This is a genomic window from Paenibacillus oryzae, assembly GCF_001675045.1.
Taxonomy (GTDB): Bacteria; Bacillota; Bacilli; order Paenibacillales; family Paenibacillaceae; genus Pristimantibacillus; species Pristimantibacillus oryzae.
On record NZ_LYPA01000025.1, the window covers coordinates 1 to 17,452 of the forward strand.

Sequence of the window (17,452 nt, forward strand, 5' to 3'; positions counted from 1 at the left end):
CATCATAACGGAGAGAACCTTCGTTGGGTAGCTATGTTTTCAACATCCAGTTTTTTGGAAGCATTGTGGGTCAAGCATAGATGCTTATATCTCTTGAACACATAGAACAAACCAGATTCGCCGATTCCAGCTCAGAAGCTTGGCGGTTATTCAGCCAGCTCATATACCTCTTGATGCGCTTTTATGCTAAACACAAGACCAATCGACAGCATATTGATAATCAGCGAGGAGCCCCCATAGCTGACAAATGGAAGCGTAATACCAGTTATGGGCATCAGCCCTATCATCATGCCGACATTCTGAAAAATCTGGAACACAAACATGGAAACGATGCCGATTATAATATACGATGCCTTTCGATCATAACACTTGAAGGCAATCATGATCATTCGATAGATAAGAAGGAAATAAAGCATCAGCAAGATGGCCGCTCCCTGAAAGCCAAACTCCTCGCCAACCACCACAAAAATAGAATCGGAGTAAGCATAGGGGATAAAACCGGCATTTTTCAACTTTCCTTGCAGATAACCTTGACCGCTTAAGCCGCCCGATCCGATTGCCATTTCCGCGTTTTCAGCTTGATGCCTTGCGTCCTTTGAGGCTTGTTCCGGATTCACGAAAGTATTAATGCGTTCGTACCAATGTATTTTATTCTGCTCTTTGAGGAAATCCTTGATTTCTTCATTAAAAGCATTGAAAAGACTCATAAACAGAACCACACAGCCCGCAACAATGGCAAGGCCAATAGCAGCATGCACATACTTTACATTTCCGATCCACAGCATCCCCACAACAATAACGATATAAATAATCGCATTGCCTAAATCGGGTTGGATCATAACGAGCAAAAACGGCAGAAAGGAAAAGGCGAATATCGGCAGCAAATCATTGGAGAAATTCAGTCTGTCGCCTTGCCTGCGCCCTATTAAATAAGCCAGTCCGATAATCAAAATAAGTTTAACAATTTCCGCTGGCTGAACGGAAATAGCCCCATTCATAAGCTTAAACCAGCCTTTGGCTCCGTTAAGTTCAGCCCCTACAAAATACACCAAAATCAACAGCGTAATGCCAATACCGTAGAGCACAAGCCAGCTTTTGAGCACAATCCGGTAATCAAAAAATACGGATGCAATCGCTATAAAAAAACCAAGACCGTAATAAGCGAGTTGTTTGATTTCAAGGTTGTTGAAACCGGCGGTATAGAGAGTGGCGCTGTGAACAGCGACAACGCTAACTCCCATCAGGCATAATAAGATGGCTATGATGCCCAAATCCAGCTTTTTCAGTTTATTAAGCACCAGGCAATCATCCTATTCCAAGAAACTTGCGGAACCGCTTGAACGCACCTGCTTTTTCATCCAGCACCATCAGCGGCACCATGTCGCCCAAAATGCGCCTTGCAATATTCCGGTAAGCAATCGCAGCGCGCGATGCGGGATTCATAACGGTAGGTTCGCCGCTATTCGATGCGGAAATGACCTTTTCATCATCGGGTACAATACCTAACAAATCAATAGCAAGCACCTGGCAAATTTCATCAATATCAAGCATTTCGCCATTTTTCATCATCGTGGAGCGGATTCGGTTGATAACAAGCTTGGAGGGAATTTTTTGGCCTTCCAGCAATCCGATAACGCGGTCGGCGTCGCGAACCGCTGCATTTTCCGGCGTGGTTACAACAATCGCCCGATCGGCGCCTGCTATAGCGTTGCGGAATCCGTGCTCGATTCCGGCAGGGCAATCGATAATGACATAATCATGCTCCTGCTTGAGCTCCAGAACGATGGTGCGAATCTGCTCCGGCTTCACGGAATCTTTATCTTTTGTCTGCGCGGCAGGCAGCATATACAGTTCATCGAACCGCTTGTCCTTTACAAGCGCTTGATTCAGACGGCAGCGGCCTTCTGCCACATCAACCAAATCATAAATTATCCGGTTTTCCAATCCCATAACGACGTCGAGGTTGCGAAGGCCGATGTCCGTATCCACCAGGCAAACCTTTTTTCCGAGCAGCGCCAGCGCCGTGCCGATATTAGCGGAGGTGGTTGTTTTTCCTACGCCGCCTTTGCCCGATGTAACTACAATCGCTTCTCCCATGCCCTACACTCCCTTAAACAAAATAGGCTCCTGCCTCATCCGCACCAATTGTGACAGCTTGTCAACCTGCATCTGGCCCTGGTCCAAATAAGCAAACTCCATCGCCGATTCATTGCTTAGCCACTCCTTGGGCGGCCGGCTTACTACATCAGCAATGCGAAGCTGAGTAGGTCTCATTAGCGACGCGGCGATGATAGCGTCCTTCCATCCGTCCGTTCCCGCATGGGCCATACCTCTAAGCGCGCCTAGCACATATATATCTCCGCTGCACAAAATCGTGCCTCCGGGATTGACATCGCCAATCAGCAACAGGTTGCCTTCATGCTCCAATGTTTGTCCGGACCGCACGATGGCTGTGATCGTATTGATGTTCCCGCCAAAGCCGCTGCCCTCGCGAGCTTCGGGCTGGTCGCTTGTAACGGAAGCTACGATCAAATTGCCTTGCGATCGAATAATATCAGTCAATTGTTCCCTCTGCTCTTCTGTAATTAGCCTTGTCCCTAGCTTGACATGAACATGCACAAGCGGACCGCTAAGCAGCTGTTGATGCGTTTTTTCAAGCTTATGGTGCAATTCCGCCAATAAATCCTCAAACGGGCAACTATCGTCGAGAAGGAACAGAAGACCTTCCTTGACGCCTTTAATCATAATATGCTGTTTTCCGGTCACGATTGTCCCTCCCCAACCTATTCAATTCTTGCTTGCCTTGCCAAATTCCTGCCGAGGTCCGCCAATTTATTCCTCATCGCCCTCCGCGATGAGGCTTCTGGACTCAAACATGCGCCTCAGCGGCACATATAAGGCAAGGGCAAAAGCAAGCTGAAGAAACAGGCTGGGCAAAATATGGTTCGTTAACGCCCAAGCATAGGACGCTTCTGTGATCCGAAAAACCTTATAAATAAAGAAGAGGCCAGTGTCATACAGCAGGCACGCAAAGCCGATAATCGTCAGCGCCATCATGATGGTTGCGCGTTTTTTCTCCATCAGAATGCCGGCAAAGTAGCCGCACAAACCCATCAAAAAAAAGTGAGCGCCTATCAAATGGCCGTAATAGACGACATCCTGCAGCAGGCCAAAGCCCGCGCCCAGAAGCAGCGCTTGATGCCGATTGGCATACAAGGCGGAATACATAACAAAAACAAAAACAAAATGCGGAATGATACGACCGCCAAAGCCTTCCGGAATAAGCCATGGCACAAGCGATCCTTCTAACACAAACAGGAGCAGCATCAGAAAAATGATCCGATTAGTGCTCATTCCTCCACGTCTCCCGGCTCGGAATCATCGATTTCGGGAACCGAAACAACAAACACTTCGGTCAAATGATCAAAGCTTGCGGATGGCTTGACCGTTGCGGTATAAGTAAGCGCGAACTCTCCGACCTGCTTGCTTTCAATCGTGCCGACACGCAAACCGCGCGGATAAATATTGCCGCTCCCGGAAGTAATGACGGTATCCCCGATTTCAAGCTTGTCGTTTTCAGGGATGCGGGTCATGCTGAGTCTTCCGGTTTCTTTGTTATAAGTGCTAAGTATGCCAAACGATTCATTCTCGCGGCCTTCGATGGTTGCTGCAATGGAATTGGAATTAGGCGACGTTTCATTCAGCTCCGTAATCGGCGTAACGGAAGCGGTAAACGGAGTAACGGAATTGACGATGCCTATCAAGCCATCTATGTTTACGACCGCCATATTTTTTTTGACGCCGTTTTTACTGCCCAAATTAATGATCATTGCACGGTTATTGGCATCATTGCTGACAGAAACAACCTGCGCAATCAGATAGCTGTAATTATTCATTTGCTTCTGCTGTTCAGTAAAATGAAGCTCCTTCTGCAGGCGCTCGTTTTCGTTTTTTATGAAATTATAAGTGACCTTGTCGCGCGCATAAGCCGCTGCCGTCATTCTGAGCTGTTCATTTTCCTCGTACACTCTTCGTAAATCCCCAATATCTTCAAAGAAGCCCGCTATCCAGCCAGCGGGCTTGTAAAACCACATCTGCACATAGCCGGTCGTATCTCTGAGCACCTTCTCCGGCCACGTAAGCTCCTTGCGGTCGCTCAAGGAAAAGCCGATGATCGCAATAAAAACGATAAATGCGACCATCAGCATAAGAACCCGTTTATTTCTAAAAAAACTTAACAGCCCGATCACCTACCCCGACTGGAATTGCTTTTTCCCGCTCCTTAACCTTTTATCTCTTCGAAGCTCTTTTTTTGAACAGATGAATATTATCCAGCGAACGCCCGGTGCCAATAGCTACACAATCCAGCGGATTGTCGGCAACGATAACCGGCATTCCGGTTTCCCGCTGCAGCAGCTTGTCCAGATTGCGCAGCAGCGCTCCTCCGCCTGTCAGAACGATGCCGCGGTCCATAATATCCGCCGACAGCTCTGGCGGGCATTTCTCCAGCGTCACCTTGACCGCTTCGACGATGGCGTTAATAGTATCCAGCAAAGCATCGGTAACTTCGTCCGAAGTAATCGGAAGCGTCTTCGGCAGGCCTGAAACCAGGTCGCGCCCGCGAATTTCCAGCGTTTCCGGCTGGTCAAGCTGCAGAGCGGAACCAATCTCCATCTTTAGCTGCTCGGAGGTTCTTTCACCAATCATCAGATTGTATTGGCGTTTGATGTATTGAATGATCGCCTCATCCATCTCATCGCCAGCTACGCGAATGGAGCGGCTGGTCACGATGCCGCCAAGCGAAATAACAGCTACCTCCGTGGTGCCGCCGCCAATATCAACTACCATGCTGCCCGTAGGCTCCCAAACCGGCAAATCGGCGCCGATTGCCGCCGCAAAGGGCTCCTCAATCGTATAAGCCTCGCGCGCCCCCGCCTGCTTGGCGGCATCCTCAACGGCTCTCTGTTCCACCGCCGTAATGCCGGAAGGAACACATACCATAACGTTGGGATGCTTTGGGAACAACGATTTTTGCTTCTGTGCATTGCGAATAAAATATTTGATCATTGTAGCCGTTGTTTCAAAATCGGCAATAACGCCGTCCTTCATGGGACGAACTGCGCGGATGTTTCCAGGCGTCCGGCCAATCATCTTTTTGGCTTGCTCGCCTACGGCTTCAATCGTTTTTGTATCGGTACGCAAGGCAACCACAGACGGCTCCCTGACCACAATTCCTTTACCCTTCACATAAACAAGCGTGTTGGCAGTGCCCAAGTCAATTCCTAAATCTTTTGTAAAGCCTCCAAACATAACCTTGCTCCCTTCTAGTGCGAGAACAATCACTTCAACTCGCAACAATCTTTATTATTATATTACAGATAACCCTGCTCCTTCAAACTTACATATTTTCCATCCCCGATCACAAGATGATCCAGCACTTCAATGCCGACCAGCAGACCGGCCTCCGCCAGACGCTTGGTCAAGGAAACATCCTCCGGACTAGGCGTAGGGTCTCCGCTTGGATGATTATGCGCGCAGATGAGAGATGCGCTGCTGCATTTGATAGCAGCTCTGAATACCTCTCTGGGGTGAACCAGCGAAGCATTTAACGTGCCGATTGACAACGTTTCGCGCGCAATAATATGATTTTTGGTGTTGAGGAACAGACAGACAAAATGTTCTTTTTTCAAATAACGAAGCTCGTCCATCACATATTCCGCAGCATCGCCTGGGGACCGCACCGTCACTACTTCACAGTTGCCGCTTTTGGCCAGACGTCTGCCAAGCTCGATGCCAGCTCTGAGCTGAATCGCTTTGGCGGGACCGATGCCCCGTATAGAGGTCAGCTCCTCCATGCTCATATCCATGAGATTGCGGAGCGTGCCGCATTGCTTAAGCACCGCGCTCGCCAAATGAAGCGCGGATTGCTTCCGGGTTCCGGTTCTTAACAAAATAGCAAGCAGCTCCGCATGGCTGAGCGATTCCGCTCCAACTTGCATCATACGTTCTCTGGGACGATCTTCACGGGGGACATCACGCAATGCCGTCGACTGCAAATCCATTCAATAACCCGCCTTTGCAAAAGAGTGGTTTCAAATGGCCTGGATGCCGTAGGGCTCCAGCATATCCGCCAGAAGGGACAAAGGAAGTCCTACTACATTAAAATAGCAGCCTTCAATCTCCTCCACCAGCGTAGCTCCCAAGCCTTGAATTCCATACGCTCCGGCTTTGTCGAGCGGCTCCCCGGTTGCCGCATACTTTCTTGCTTTTTCTTCAGTAAAAGGTTTCATTGTGACGATTGTTTTTTTGCTTTCAACATGCATCTGGCCGTTTCCTGACTGGAGCACGGCAATGCCTGTATACACCTCATGACGTTTGCCCTGCAGCTTCATCAGCATGGCTGCCGCATCCTTTTCGTCAAGCGGCTTCCCAAGCACTTCGCCGTCCAGTGCAACAACGGTGTCCGCAGCTATTATAACAGCGTCCAGCGCCAGAAGCTCATCGCCTTCTGCCCCGGATCGTCCCTTCAACAGCTCCAAAGCAGCCTGCGCTTTTGCGGCGCTGAGCTGCCTGACCGTTTCATCTGGCGTCCATGCCGGCAACACGCTTTCGTCAACATCAGGGGACAAAACAGAAACCGGCAAGGAAAGGTCCAGACTTGCGACCAGTTCCCTCCGGCGCGGTGATGATGAAGCCAGCACAAGCCGGCTAATCCCTATAGGGTTTTGCAGCATGAATAAGTTTACACTCCTTTTTTCCACACGCGCCTACATGCGCCTGTAAGCCCAGATCGCAACGATTGCGCCAATGATGCTAAGCAGGCTGATCTGAATCGAAAGCGACAGATCAAAGCTAAGCACATACAAATCAACGGAAGGCGACCATTTTGTCACAAGCGGACGAGTGAGAAAGGAAATGCCCTGAACAGGCTCCAGCCATCTTGCAACCAGCGCGCCGGCCAGCAAACCCAACATAATCAGCAAAAACAGAACCCAGCCGTTTTTCTTCATTGTTCAAGCCCTTTCGCCACGAGATGACACCTGTATCCATTATACGCAGGTTATCTATCCTTTACAATGCGCTCATAGACTCAAACCATTCCTTTTGGGAAACAATCGCCTTCAGCATTCCCTCCTGCAGTTTTCGAAGCGCGGCTTCCCCGGGCTTTTTGTCATATTCGTTCAGCGCGACCGATGCCTGCAGCATGCCTTCCGACATGCCCTCGAAATAGCGGTTTTCGTCTCCGGCCGGCAAACCCTCCTTCATAGTAGCGGCGCTTTGCTGCCAAAGCTCCAGCTTCTCCTTCCAGGCGGCGGCCGCTGCGGAGCCCAGCGGGGAAAGCGAGCTTTGCTCCAATTGCGCTTCCGTCAAGCTGCACCACATGGCCAACAGTTCGTTGGTGCGGGCGAAAAAAAGACCGGCGTCCTCCTCTTTTCCTTTAAACGGCATCTTATCAGGAGCTTCAAGCGTCATTTCTTTTTTGTACAGGAGCAGATCGGGCAGCCGCTTGATCAACCCCTCCGCCATGACGTTTCCGTTCGCAATGCCAGCAAATACGCGTAAGTCCTTTCCGCTGTCGTAGGAAACCGCTGGCAGCTTCTTCCCTCTCAGCTCAGCCAATGCCGCATCCCTGCCTTCCTCCTGCGAAAAAACACCGAATTGCAAAAAGGTGTAGCTTGCAGAAACATCACCTAAACTCACCATAGGCGCACCGGCATTTGCTCCTCCCGCTTCGCCTCCAACAGGCTGGGCTTCTCCTACAGGTGAACCAGCGCCAATAGCAGTGCCATCGTTCGCCGCTGTCCCGTTATTGCCTTCTGTATCCCCCGATGCTTCTGTGTCTTCCGGATCAATAACGGCGTTTGCCGGAACCGCGCCCGGCTCCTTGTTCACTCCTGGAAGCAAATGCGGCCCTATGAAGAGGGCAAGCAGCAAATAGCCAAACAAGGCCCCCGTCAGCAGCGCGCCTGCTACGGAAAAAACAACCTTCAGCCAGGATGGGGACGCTGACGAAGCGCGACGTATCGCAGAACCATAACCGCCCCTTCCTTCGGCTTCTTCATTCGGTATTGCGGCAGCAATATCAACAGGAGGCTCCTCCCTGCCCAAACGCTCCCGATACCCGGAACGGCTTTGCTCCACTAGGGCTATCCGCGGTTCAGGAGTTAACTGCGCCTCTTGTACACTGCTTTGTTGACCGCCGTCTTTTTGAATGGAGGCGTCCCGCACACTCCCCTTGCTTGCCGTGCCTCTAATGAGCTGCTCCAGCGCGCTGACATCATCCTGGTAGGGAGAATTCCATGGATGGGCCTCCTCAATACTATTCGCAGTAGATAACCCATATAAGGGTACAACCTTGCTTCCGGAGGACAGCCCTTCCTTTTGCCCGCTTGATGGCTGCACCGGTCTCCTTTCCCGCTCTTTGGACAACTCTAGCAAACCGGCGGGATTTTGCTCTTGGTCATAAGAAGAGGCTTGTCCGGCGTCTTGCGATCCGGGCGTTAACGGCTTCGCTGGGCGTTGATCTTTATGTTCAAAACGAAATGTAATCCGATTATTGGGTTTCATACCTATCTCTCCTTCCTGTTCTGCTACTATTCTATGAATCGGAAATGAGAGATATGAAAAGAAAATAGTGACAAAGCTGCAACGCCTGCTCTAAGCATGTAGAGGGCAACAAAAAAAGCGGGAGATCATCTCCCGCTTCTCTGCTCCAAATATTTGGCCAGCTCTGCGGCCGTTTTCCATATATCCCCCGCGCCCATCGTAATAACAAGGCTTCCCGGTTTGAGTGATGTTTTCAACGCCTCAAGCACTTCTTCCTTGCTGGGAATATATTCAGCCTTCGCATGGCTATTGCTCCGAATCAGCTCAACCAGTTTAGCCGAGTTGACGCCTTCTATCTGCTTTTCGCCGGCAGGCGAATAAATATCGGTAATGATCACCCGATCGGCTTCGGCAAAAGAGCGGCTGAATTGCTCGAACAGGAAAAAGGTCCGAGTATAACGCTGCGGCTGAAACACCGCAATAATCTCCTTGCCCGTTGCTTTGGCCGCGCTGATTGTTGCTTGAATTTCAGTGGGATGATGCGCATAATCGTCGATTACCAAAATATCGTCGACCTCTCCCATTACCTGAAAACGCCGCTTAGCGCCTCTAAACAGCTTAATGGCTTCCTTTACCGCTCCAAAGGAAAGTCCAGCCTCCAGACAAGTAATGACGCTTGCCATTGCGTTATAGACATTGTGAATGCCGGGAACCGACAACTCGATGTTCCCAAGCAGGCGGCCTTCCTTTAACATATCGAAGGATACGCGCCGATCGCCCAGCTGAATATTTTCGGCTTTGAACATCGCATCGCCCTTAATGCCAAATGTAATCAAGCCTGCAATTTCGCCTTGCCCCAATTCGCCATATATTCTGGGAAGCAGCTCCTGAATATTGTCGTCATCGGTGCAAACAATCGCTTTGCCGCCGTCCTTCACCTGCCGCAGAAACTGAACGTAGGCGTCCTTTAACTTTTCAAAGTCGCCATCATAGTTTTCCAGATGATCCGGCTCGATGTTGGTCACAATCGCAAGAGTGGGATGATAGTGCAGGAAAGAGCCGTCGCTTTCGTCGGCCTCCGCAACGACATATTCTCCCTTGCCCGCTTTTGCGTTTGTGCCTACATTAACGATTTCCCCGCCGATGATATAGGTAGGGTCCGCATCGCAAGCCTCCATTACCAGAGCAATCATAGATGACGTTGTCGTTTTGCCATGTGCGCCGGCAACGGCAACGCCTTTGCCGCCGTTCATAAGCCTTGCCAGCATTTGCGAGCGATGCAGCACCGGAATATTAAGCTCCTCCGCAGCCTTGCGCTCGACATTATCGCTTGTCAGAGCCGTGGAATAAACAACGAGATCCGCACCGCGCACATGCTCCGGCTGATGCCCAATAAAAATATCCGCTCCCTTTGCCGCCAGCTTTTCGGTCAATTCCTGTCTGGCAACATCCGATCCGGTAACCTTGTAGCCCATCTCAAGCATAACGCGGGCGATTGCGCTCATGCCGTAACCGCCGATTCCGATGAAATGAACGTGTTCTGCCGTATTCAAAGACGGTTCACCAACCTTTTTCAGAATCCGAGTTGTACAAAATGCGGGAGCGTACGTCCGCTATCAAATAAAGCGTTCCCGTAACGACGCCGAGATCCCGTTCCCCGGTTAACTGTTGTAATTTATGCAATGCCGTTTTCCAATCCTTCTCAACCAGCATCTGAAAAGGTTTTCCATCGGGACGGCTGGACTGCAGCTTCTCCACAATGCGGACCAAGCCCTCCACATCCATCTTCAACCGGTAATCCGGCTCGGTCAAGATAAGCGTATCCACTATTGGTAGTATATGCTTAAATGTATCTTCATGATTCTTATTCTCTACCATGCCCATCATAACATGGAGACCGTCATAGCTATAGGTGCTCTGCAATGTCTCCGCAAGCTTCTCCGCGCCTTCCGGATTATGCGCTCCGTCCAGCAAAATGCGGGGATTGCGGCTCACCATTTCCATACGCCCCGGCCAAGCGGTGTCATGCAGGCCTTGAGCCAATACGTCGTCCTCGACGATAAGAGCGTTATATTGGCGGAGTACCTCCAGCGCCATAACCGCCACGGCGGCATTGCTCCGTTGATGTGCACCGCTTAACGTTATCGACAAGCGCTCAATGGAACGAAACGGTCCCCGGAAGGAAAAGCTTTGCTCATCTTCTCCCGCTTCCAGCAGCTCCGCATCAAATTGCTCGCCCGCCAAATAAAGGGTGCTGTGTTTTTCCGCTGCCGTCCGTTTAAGCACGTCGATTACCTCGGGCTGGGTCGCAGCGCTGACAACAGGCACTCCCGCTTTGATAATGCCGGCTTTTTCCGCAGCAACGGCTTCCAGCGTATCCCCCAGACGATCCATATGGTCATGCCCGATATTGGTAATAATGGAGACAACGGGCACCACAATATTCGTTACATCGAGCCGTCCGCCAAGCCCGGTTTCCCAAACGACATAATCGGGATAAGTTTCCTTAGCGTAAAAAAGAATAGCCAGCGCTGTAGACACCTCAAACATCGTTGGAGATCCCAACTCGGTAGCCGCTATAGCTTCAACATGCGGCTTCAGCACATTCGCCAGCTTCAGCAGCGTCTCTTCGCTAATATCCTCGCCGTTGTATTGAAAACGGTTGGTAAATTTTGTGATGTATGGCGACGTAAAGGTACCTACATCATAACCGCTTTTATACAGCACCTTTGTTAAATAGGCGCAAGTAGAGCCTTTTCCGTTTGTGCCCGCTACATGAATGAATTTCAGACGGCGATGCGGATTGTCCAGCAGCTCCATCAGCCTCAGGATACGATCCAGGCCCGGCCTGATGCCAAATGGCAGCAGGCCGTTTATCCAATCCACCGCCTCCTGATAGGAGGTCAGCATTGCTTCGGCTCCAGCCTTTTGATGTTCGCTCATTCCTATCCTTCTCTCCCGTCAGCCGCGAAGCTCTGCAATGCGAGCCAGAACCTTGTCGCGCTTCTCTGCATAATCATTCATTTTGGCGCGTTCTTCCTCAATGACCTTGGCCGGCGCCTTGGCAACAAAACCTTCATTCGCCAGCTTTTTCTCCACGCGCTGAACCTCGGCATTCAGGTTGGCAAGCTCCTTCTCCAGACGAGCAACCTCCTGAGCGATATCAATCAATCCCGCAAGCGGCAAATAAAGCTCCGCGCCCGTCAATATGGCGGTCATTGCTTTGTCCGGAGCAGCGATATCCTTGCTGATTTCAAGCAGCGATGTGCCGCAGAACCTTTGGATAAAAACTTCGTTCCGTTTCAAAATGGCCTCTTCGCCATCACTGGCAGCCTTAATCAGCAGCTCGACCTTTTTGCTCATCGGCACGTTTACTTCTGCGCGGATGTTGCGGACGGAACGAATCATATCCATCAGCAGCTCCATTTCTCTAACCGCGTCCGGCGCTTCCAGCGCTGGATCATAAACCGGCCATTCCGCCAGCGTAATGGTGTCGCCGACATGCGGCAGATGCTGCCAGATTTCCTCGCTAATAAAGGGCATGAAGGGGTGAATCAAGCGTTGAGTGTGGTCCAGCACGTAAGACAATACCGATTGGGTGGCGCGTTTGGCGTCTTGATCTGTGCCGTTCAGGCTGAGCTTGGAAAACTCGATGTACCAGTCGCACAGGTCATCCCAAATAAAGTTGTACAGCACGCGTCCGGTTTCGCCAAACTCATAGCTGTCGATCATGCGGGTTACATCCGCCACCGTTTCATTCAAACGATGCAGAATCCAGCGGTCCGCCGTACCCAGCTTCACGTTAATATTAATATCCTCTGCCGTAAAGCCTTCCAGATTCATAAGGGCAAAACGGGAGGCGTTCCAAATTTTGTTGGCAAAATTGCGCGCCTGCTCAACCTTCTCGAAGCGGAAGCGCAAATCCTGTCCCGGCGTGCTGCCTGTCGAAATCATAAAACGCATGGCATCCGCGCCGTATTGCTCGATAACCTCAAGCGGATCAACGCCGTTGCCCAGCGACTTGGACATTTTTTGTCCGTCCTTGTCACGCACGAGCCCATGCATCAGCACGTCCTTAAACGGCATTTCGTCCGTAAATTCCAGTGCGGTAAAGATCATTCTCGACACCCAGAAATAAATAATGTCGTAGCCCGTTACAAGCACGTTTGTCGGGTAATACCGCATAAGGTCTTCGGTTTGCTCCGGCCAGCCCAGCGTTGAAAACGGCCATAGCGCCGAGCTGAACCACGTATCCAGCACGTCGTTGTCCTGGGTCAGATGGTCGCCTTCCGGATTTTCGCGGGAAACGGTAATTTCACCCGTATTTTCGTCATACCAGGCCGGGATGCGATGTCCCCACCACAGCTGTCTGGAAATACACCAGTCGCGTACATTTTCGATCCAATTCAAATAAACCTTCTCAAAACGCTCCGGCACAAAATTAACGCCTTTACCGGATTTTTGCGCCTTAATGGCCGCTTCCGCAAGTGGCTTCATCGCAACGAACCATTGAGTAGACAAATACGGCTCAACAACGGCGCCGCTGCGCTCGCTATGGCCAACCTGATGGAGATGGTCCTCGATAAGAACGCAAACGCCTTGCTCCTGCAAGTCGCTAACCAGCTTTTTGCGGCAATCAAAGCGGTCCAGGCCCTGATAAGGACCGGCTTCCTCGTTCATGACGCCGGATTCGTCCATGACGATAATTTGCGGCAAATTATGGCGCTGTCCCACCTCGAAGTCGTTAGGATCGTGGGCAGGCGTAATTTTGACCGCGCCGGAGCCAAATTCCTTATCTACGTATTCATCGCCGACAATCGGAATCTCCCGGCCCAGAACAGGCAGCACGATCATGGAGCCGATTAAATGTTTATAACGCTCATCCTCGGGATGAACGGCAACGGCTGTATCCCCGAGCATCGTTTCAGGCCGCGTCGTAGCAACCGTGATTGTGCCGGAACCATCCTTCAGCGGATATTGCAAATGGTAAAGGTGGCCGTTAACCTCTTTATGCTCAACCTCGATATCCGACAATGCGGTGCGAGCGGCAGGGTCCCAGTTGATGATTTTTTTGCCGCGATAGATCAAGCCTTTTTCGTACAGCCTTACAAAAACCTCGCGCACCGCCTTGGACAATCCTTCATCCAGCGTAAAGCGCTCGCGTGAATAATCCAGGGACAAGCCCATCTTCGACCATTGATCGCGAATCGTATTGGCGTATTGGTCCTTCCATTCCCATACCTTCTCCAGAAATGCCTCGCGGCCCAAATCATGACGGGAAAGCCCTTGCTCGCGCAGCTTTTTCTCAACCCGCGTTTGAGTCGCGATGCCGGCGTGATCCGTTCCCGGAAGCCATAACGCATCATAACCCTGCATTCGTTTGGTGCGGATCAAAATGTCCTGCAGCGTAAAATCCAGCGCATGGCCGATATGAAGCATCCCGGTAACATTGGGAGGCGGAATTACGATCGTGTAGGGCTCGGCATCGGGACGTTTGCCCGCTTGAAAATAATTGCCCTCCACCCAATATTGATACCATTTCTGCTCAGCCGCCTTGGGATCATAAGTGGTAGGCATCGCAGATGTACCTTTTGCATTTGCCGGCGCTCCTGTCTCAGAATCAGCCGTTTTCAGTTCTTGATCTGCCATGAGTTTCATCCTCCAAACATTATTCTAAAAAACAAAAAGACCCTTCATCCCGATAAAGGACGAAAGGTCATGCTTCCGTGGTACCACCTTTGTTCCGCAAATCTGATTCGTATGCGGCGCTCAAACAGATAACGGCTGCAGCCGGCCTGAACTAAACCCAATGGACATGACACAATGATCATGCAGTCAATATGCACTTGACTCGGGACATCATACAGGCAACTCCGGGGCGACCCATAAACAGCTACATCCTGCGGAACCTCTCAGCGCAACGCTTCCGCTCTCTGAAGGCTTGCTGTCCATTATTCCCCTTCAATGTTATTCTACATATATTGCTATATCATAACGTTGTTTTTGCCTGTAGTCAACTTCCATCATAGATTTCGGCTGAAACCCATATTCGCCGCCGGCCAAAACACTAGTCATGACCCGCAATGGAAAGCGGACTTTTTGAGCGACCTTTCCAATAAAGGCTCAAAAAGTCCGGTTATCAGTGCCAAGAAGATGGGATGAAGCTAGAAATCGAGGATCGGAGCTTAGTGGGAGCTAAGTGAGCAACGGAAGTTTCGGCTGAATCCCATATTCGCCGCTGACCATGCCGCTAGGCATGTTTCGCAATGGGAAGCGGACTTTTTGAGCTACCGCTTTAAGGGATGTAGAGGAGTTGGCCTTCCTCTACTGCCGACTCATGTAGCCGGTTGTGGATCAGAATCTCGCGCGGATTGATGCTATAGCGGGATGCAATCTGCTCCAGCGTTTCCTCGCGCTGAACGATGCACAAGCGAATTCTGCGGAACTCGTTGCCCTCCGAAGGTTTGGCAAGAAATAGCTGCTTCCATTGAATTTCGTCCTCCGGCGCTGGCTTACGGGCGTTTTCCTCCGCTTCCTGCTCGTTGCTTAGCTGCTGCGCCGCTTCCCGTGCGGCTTGCTCACGCTTGCTGGATTGGAGAATCGTCCGAAAGCCAAAGCTTTCCTGATGCTCCCGCTCCGCTCCTTGCGCAGGCTTGCTGGCAAAGGCAATCTGTACCTCCGGCCGCTTTCCGGCTGCTCCTGTTTCCTCGCTGTCCCTGGCCTCCGTCTCCTGGTAATCATTTTGGACGGCAAAAGCATCCCCTTGATGCTCTTCAGTATCCGCAACAGCCTGATAAGTCTCAGGCTCACGAATAGGTCCAGCTGTTTCCGTTTCCGAATTCCATTGCTCCCATTGAGTCCATTGCTCGGTCTGCTGGGGCTGTTCATCACCGTAGGAAAGGGCTTCCTGCTCCGGCAAACGGATGGCCTCACTGCCGTAGTCGGTTTTCTCCCATCTGGCTATCGCTTGCTCGATTTCCTGAGCCGCTTCGCTCTCATCCGGCTGCCGGTAATCATCGCCTTGCCAGCCGTATGGAGCACCTTCGCTATTATTTTCTCCCCAGGCTGAGGCATTTGCAGCGTTTTGCTGCGCTTCCTCCTCGGCATTCGCATTCCAGTGCAACCAGTCGCCCTCTTGCCGGCTTCCCGGTTCAATCGCTATTTCAGCCTCCGGCTGCTCCTGCTCAGCGTCGCTGCTGTTGTATATTGCGGCTTCTTCATCGCGGCTGTCGGTTATGTAGGCCGGCTCATCTGTTTGCGCGCCGATATCCGAAGCTTGCTGCACCTCTGTATACTCCCTCTGATGCACCGCTGTAATGGGCTCCTCCTCCCACTGCTCCTCCTCCAGAGGCTCGACCGATATTCCCCGGAGGGACAGCACTCCGGTAATATTGAGCGTTCTTGCCGAGATCAGATCCACATCGAAGTTGTCGATTTCAATGGAAATATCATCAAGTCTGGATACCCGGTTCATCGGCAAAGAAATTTCCACCGGAATCCAATGCTCCAGAGTCATGGGGCCAACGGCTCCGCCAGTACTGCGGTATACGCCGCTCAGGAGCAGCTGGCCTTTCAAAATCGCCTGGTCTCCCTGGTCCAGCACCTGAATCCGGGGCACTAACTCGATTTCCTCCAACTCGTCTATTGCAGCAACATCATCCGGCAAATGCACACGCTCGTACACATCAAAGCGCAATCCGTCGCTTCCACTCGACATGCCACAGTCCTCCCTTCTCATACTGAATGCTTGGTCTCGCCTACATTCACTACTTATCTATATGGGAGTTGCGCCTATGTCATGACTGTCAATTTGCATGGAGTCCAAGCCTGTTCGTCAACCCCGCAAGCCAGTCCGGCCAAGGCGATGAAACCTCGCAGGCTTGGCCCGTAACAGGATGGGGAAAAACCAGCCTTTCGCCGTGCAGCGCTTGATGGCGCAGCAGCTCCACTGCGCCGCCGTACAAAGCATCGCCAACCAGCGCATGGCCGATATGACTCATGTGAACCCGGATCTGATGCGTTCGGCCCGTCTCCAGCGCAAGTCGGACCAGAGAATAGGCTCCGTGCCGGGCTATGCATTCATAATGAGTTACAGCCGCTTCGCCGCCCGGCGATACCCGCCTCCTTCCAGCCTTGTGCCGATCCTTGCCGATAGGCGCTTCAATGGTTCCGCGCTCCGATTTCACCTTTCCGTGCACAACTGCAATATAATGCCTGCCGATATCCTTGCGCCTCATCGCTTCATCCAGCACAAGCTGCGAAAGAGTATTGGTGCTGTAAAGAACCGGACCCGAGGTATCGGAATCAAGCCGATGAATATGTCTGACGGGCAAAGGATCGCCTTTTAACGCCAGATAGGTAGAAGCAGCTTCATCCAACGTTCCCTTTTGCCCCTTGAAGGACTCATGGACGGGCATCCCGACAGGTTTGTTCATCACGAGACAATAATCATCGCAAAAGAGCGCCTCCGGCAGCCGCTCCAAAATCGTCTCCCCTGACTTCGTCCCTGCTCCGGCCATTGCTGCGCCAGCTTTTGGGGGAGGAAAGGCGTGCAGCCTTATTTGGCCTTCCGGGGACCAGCCGATTCCGCCGATAGAAAATAACCCGTTAATCCACTTTTGCGGGAACGGCGATGCTGACAGCAGCCATTGCCGTACCGCATGAGGATGGCTGCCCGGCTCTGGCGCCTCAGGCCATCCGGCTGCGGGCTTGCGTAGAGTTAATTCCAGCCATTCCCCCCTTCGCAAGACTTCTTCTATAGGTCCGTTTAATTGCATCTCGCAGCAAGCTCCCTTCGCTTTAAGCGGTTGTTCTCACGCTTGGTCCATAAATAAAGCGGCGCTGCGGCGAAATGACCGCTGCGCCGCTTGGCTCGGCAAAACAATATGACCTATTCACACAGGAC

The 17,452-nt window shown here is 51.5% G+C and carries 15 protein-coding genes; all 15 read right to left on the reverse strand.

Going from position 1 to position 17,452, the window contains the following annotated elements; translation table 11 throughout:
• Positions 1-146 precede the first annotated feature (146 nt).
• A complete protein-coding gene (locus A7K91_RS01640) occupies positions 147-1,298 on the reverse strand; it encodes an FtsW/RodA/SpoVE family cell cycle protein (RefSeq protein WP_068679016.1) in 1,152 nt (383 codons plus the stop codon).
• 7 nt (positions 1,299-1,305) lie between these two features.
• Positions 1,306-2,097, reverse strand: coding sequence for a septum site-determining protein MinD (gene minD, locus A7K91_RS01645; protein ID WP_068679018.1), 792 nt, complete (start codon positions 2,095-2,097; stop codon positions 1,306-1,308).
• Positions 2,098-2,100: 3 nt separating this feature from the next.
• On the reverse strand, positions 2,101-2,769 hold the full coding sequence (gene minC, locus A7K91_RS01650; protein ID WP_425415634.1) for a septum site-determining protein MinC: 669 nt from the start codon (positions 2,767-2,769) through the stop codon (positions 2,101-2,103).
• 63 nt (positions 2,770-2,832) lie between these two features.
• Positions 2,833-3,354 carry a rod shape-determining protein MreD gene (gene mreD, locus A7K91_RS01655; RefSeq protein ID WP_068679020.1) on the reverse strand — a complete coding sequence of 174 codons (522 nt, stop codon included), beginning with the start codon at positions 3,352-3,354 and terminating at the stop codon, positions 2,833-2,835.
• A complete protein-coding gene (gene mreC, locus A7K91_RS01660; protein ID WP_068679140.1) occupies positions 3,351-4,208 on the reverse strand; it encodes a rod shape-determining protein MreC in 858 nt (285 codons plus the stop codon). The genes mreD and mreC overlap by 4 nt, the downstream gene beginning before the upstream one ends.
• An 82-nt stretch (positions 4,209-4,290) precedes the next feature.
• Complete coding sequence (locus tag A7K91_RS01665) at positions 4,291-5,310, reverse strand: rod shape-determining protein (RefSeq protein WP_068679022.1); 1,020 nt, start codon at positions 5,308-5,310, stop codon at positions 4,291-4,293.
• Positions 5,311-5,372: 62 nt separating this feature from the next.
• Positions 5,373-6,062, reverse strand: a complete 690-nt coding sequence (radC, locus tag A7K91_RS01670) for a RadC family protein (protein ID WP_068679024.1) — start codon at positions 6,060-6,062, stop codon at positions 5,373-5,375.
• A 30-nt stretch (positions 6,063-6,092) separates the two neighbouring features.
• The gene (locus tag A7K91_RS01675; protein WP_068679026.1) at positions 6,093-6,734 is read right to left on the reverse strand and encodes a Maf family protein; all 642 of its coding nucleotides are present in this window, start codon (positions 6,732-6,734) and stop codon (positions 6,093-6,095) included.
• Between the two features lie 33 nt (positions 6,735-6,767).
• Complete coding sequence (locus A7K91_RS01680) at positions 6,768-7,010, reverse strand: DUF4321 domain-containing protein (RefSeq protein WP_068679028.1); 243 nt, start codon at positions 7,008-7,010, stop codon at positions 6,768-6,770.
• Positions 7,011-7,071: 61 nt separating this feature from the next.
• Entirely contained in the window at positions 7,072-8,568 is a 1,497-nt protein-coding gene (locus tag A7K91_RS01685; RefSeq protein ID WP_068679030.1) for a hypothetical protein, read from the reverse strand.
• A 125-nt stretch (positions 8,569-8,693) separates the two neighbouring features.
• Positions 8,694-10,100 carry a UDP-N-acetylmuramate--L-alanine ligase gene (murC, locus tag A7K91_RS01690; protein WP_068679032.1) on the reverse strand — a complete coding sequence of 469 codons (1,407 nt, stop codon included), beginning with the start codon at positions 10,098-10,100 and terminating at the stop codon, positions 8,694-8,696.
• A gap of 7 nt (positions 10,101-10,107) precedes the next feature.
• The gene (locus tag A7K91_RS01695; protein ID WP_068679034.1) at positions 10,108-11,490 is read right to left on the reverse strand and encodes a bifunctional folylpolyglutamate synthase/dihydrofolate synthase; all 1,383 of its coding nucleotides are present in this window, start codon (positions 11,488-11,490) and stop codon (positions 10,108-10,110) included.
• Between the two features lie 18 nt (positions 11,491-11,508).
• A complete protein-coding gene (locus tag A7K91_RS01700) occupies positions 11,509-14,124 on the reverse strand; it encodes a valine--tRNA ligase (protein WP_211274494.1) in 2,616 nt (871 codons plus the stop codon).
• 718 nt (positions 14,125-14,842) lie between these two features.
• Positions 14,843-16,264, reverse strand: coding sequence for a LysM peptidoglycan-binding domain-containing protein (locus A7K91_RS01705; protein WP_068679038.1), 1,422 nt, complete (start codon positions 16,262-16,264; stop codon positions 14,843-14,845).
• Positions 16,265-16,352: 88 nt separating this feature from the next.
• Positions 16,353-17,324, reverse strand: coding sequence for an RluA family pseudouridine synthase (locus tag A7K91_RS01710; protein ID WP_082967172.1), 972 nt, complete (start codon positions 17,322-17,324; stop codon positions 16,353-16,355).
• Positions 17,325-17,452 lie beyond the last annotated feature (128 nt).

Excerpts from the sequence above, each read along its gene's own strand:
- minD (WP_068679018.1), bottom strand. The coding sequence starts at position 2,097 with ATGGGAGAAGCGATTGTAGTTACATCGGGCAAAGGCGGCGTAGGAAAA.
- mreD (WP_068679020.1), bottom strand. The coding sequence starts at position 3,354 with ATGAGCACTAATCGGATCATTTTTCTGATGCTGCTCCTGTTTGTGTTA.
- mreC (WP_068679140.1), bottom strand. The coding sequence starts at position 4,208 with ATGCTGATGGTCGCATTTATCGTTTTTATTGCGATCATCGGCTTTTCC.
- A7K91_RS01665 (WP_068679022.1), bottom strand. The coding sequence starts at position 5,310 with ATGTTTGGAGGCTTTACAAAAGATTTAGGAATTGACTTGGGCACTGCC.
- radC (WP_068679024.1), bottom strand. The coding sequence starts at position 6,062 with ATGGATTTGCAGTCGACGGCATTGCGTGATGTCCCCCGTGAAGATCGT.
- A7K91_RS01675 (WP_068679026.1), bottom strand. The coding sequence starts at position 6,734 with ATGCTGCAAAACCCTATAGGGATTAGCCGGCTTGTGCTGGCTTCATCA.
- A7K91_RS01680 (WP_068679028.1), bottom strand. The coding sequence starts at position 7,010 with ATGAAGAAAAACGGCTGGGTTCTGTTTTTGCTGATTATGTTGGGTTTG.
- A7K91_RS01685 (WP_068679030.1), bottom strand. The coding sequence starts at position 8,568 with ATGAAACCCAATAATCGGATTACATTTCGTTTTGAACATAAAGATCAA.
- A7K91_RS01695 (WP_068679034.1), bottom strand. The coding sequence starts at position 11,490 with ATGAGCGAACATCAAAAGGCTGGAGCCGAAGCAATGCTGACCTCCTAT.
- A7K91_RS01700 (WP_211274494.1), bottom strand. The coding sequence starts at position 14,124 with ATGCCTACCACTTATGATCCCAAGGCGGCTGAGCAGAAATGGTATCAA.
- A7K91_RS01705 (WP_068679038.1), bottom strand. The coding sequence starts at position 16,264 with ATGTCGAGTGGAAGCGACGGATTGCGCTTTGATGTGTACGAGCGTGTG.
- A7K91_RS01710 (WP_082967172.1), bottom strand. The coding sequence starts at position 17,324 with ATGCAATTAAACGGACCTATAGAAGAAGTCTTGCGAAGGGGGGAATGG.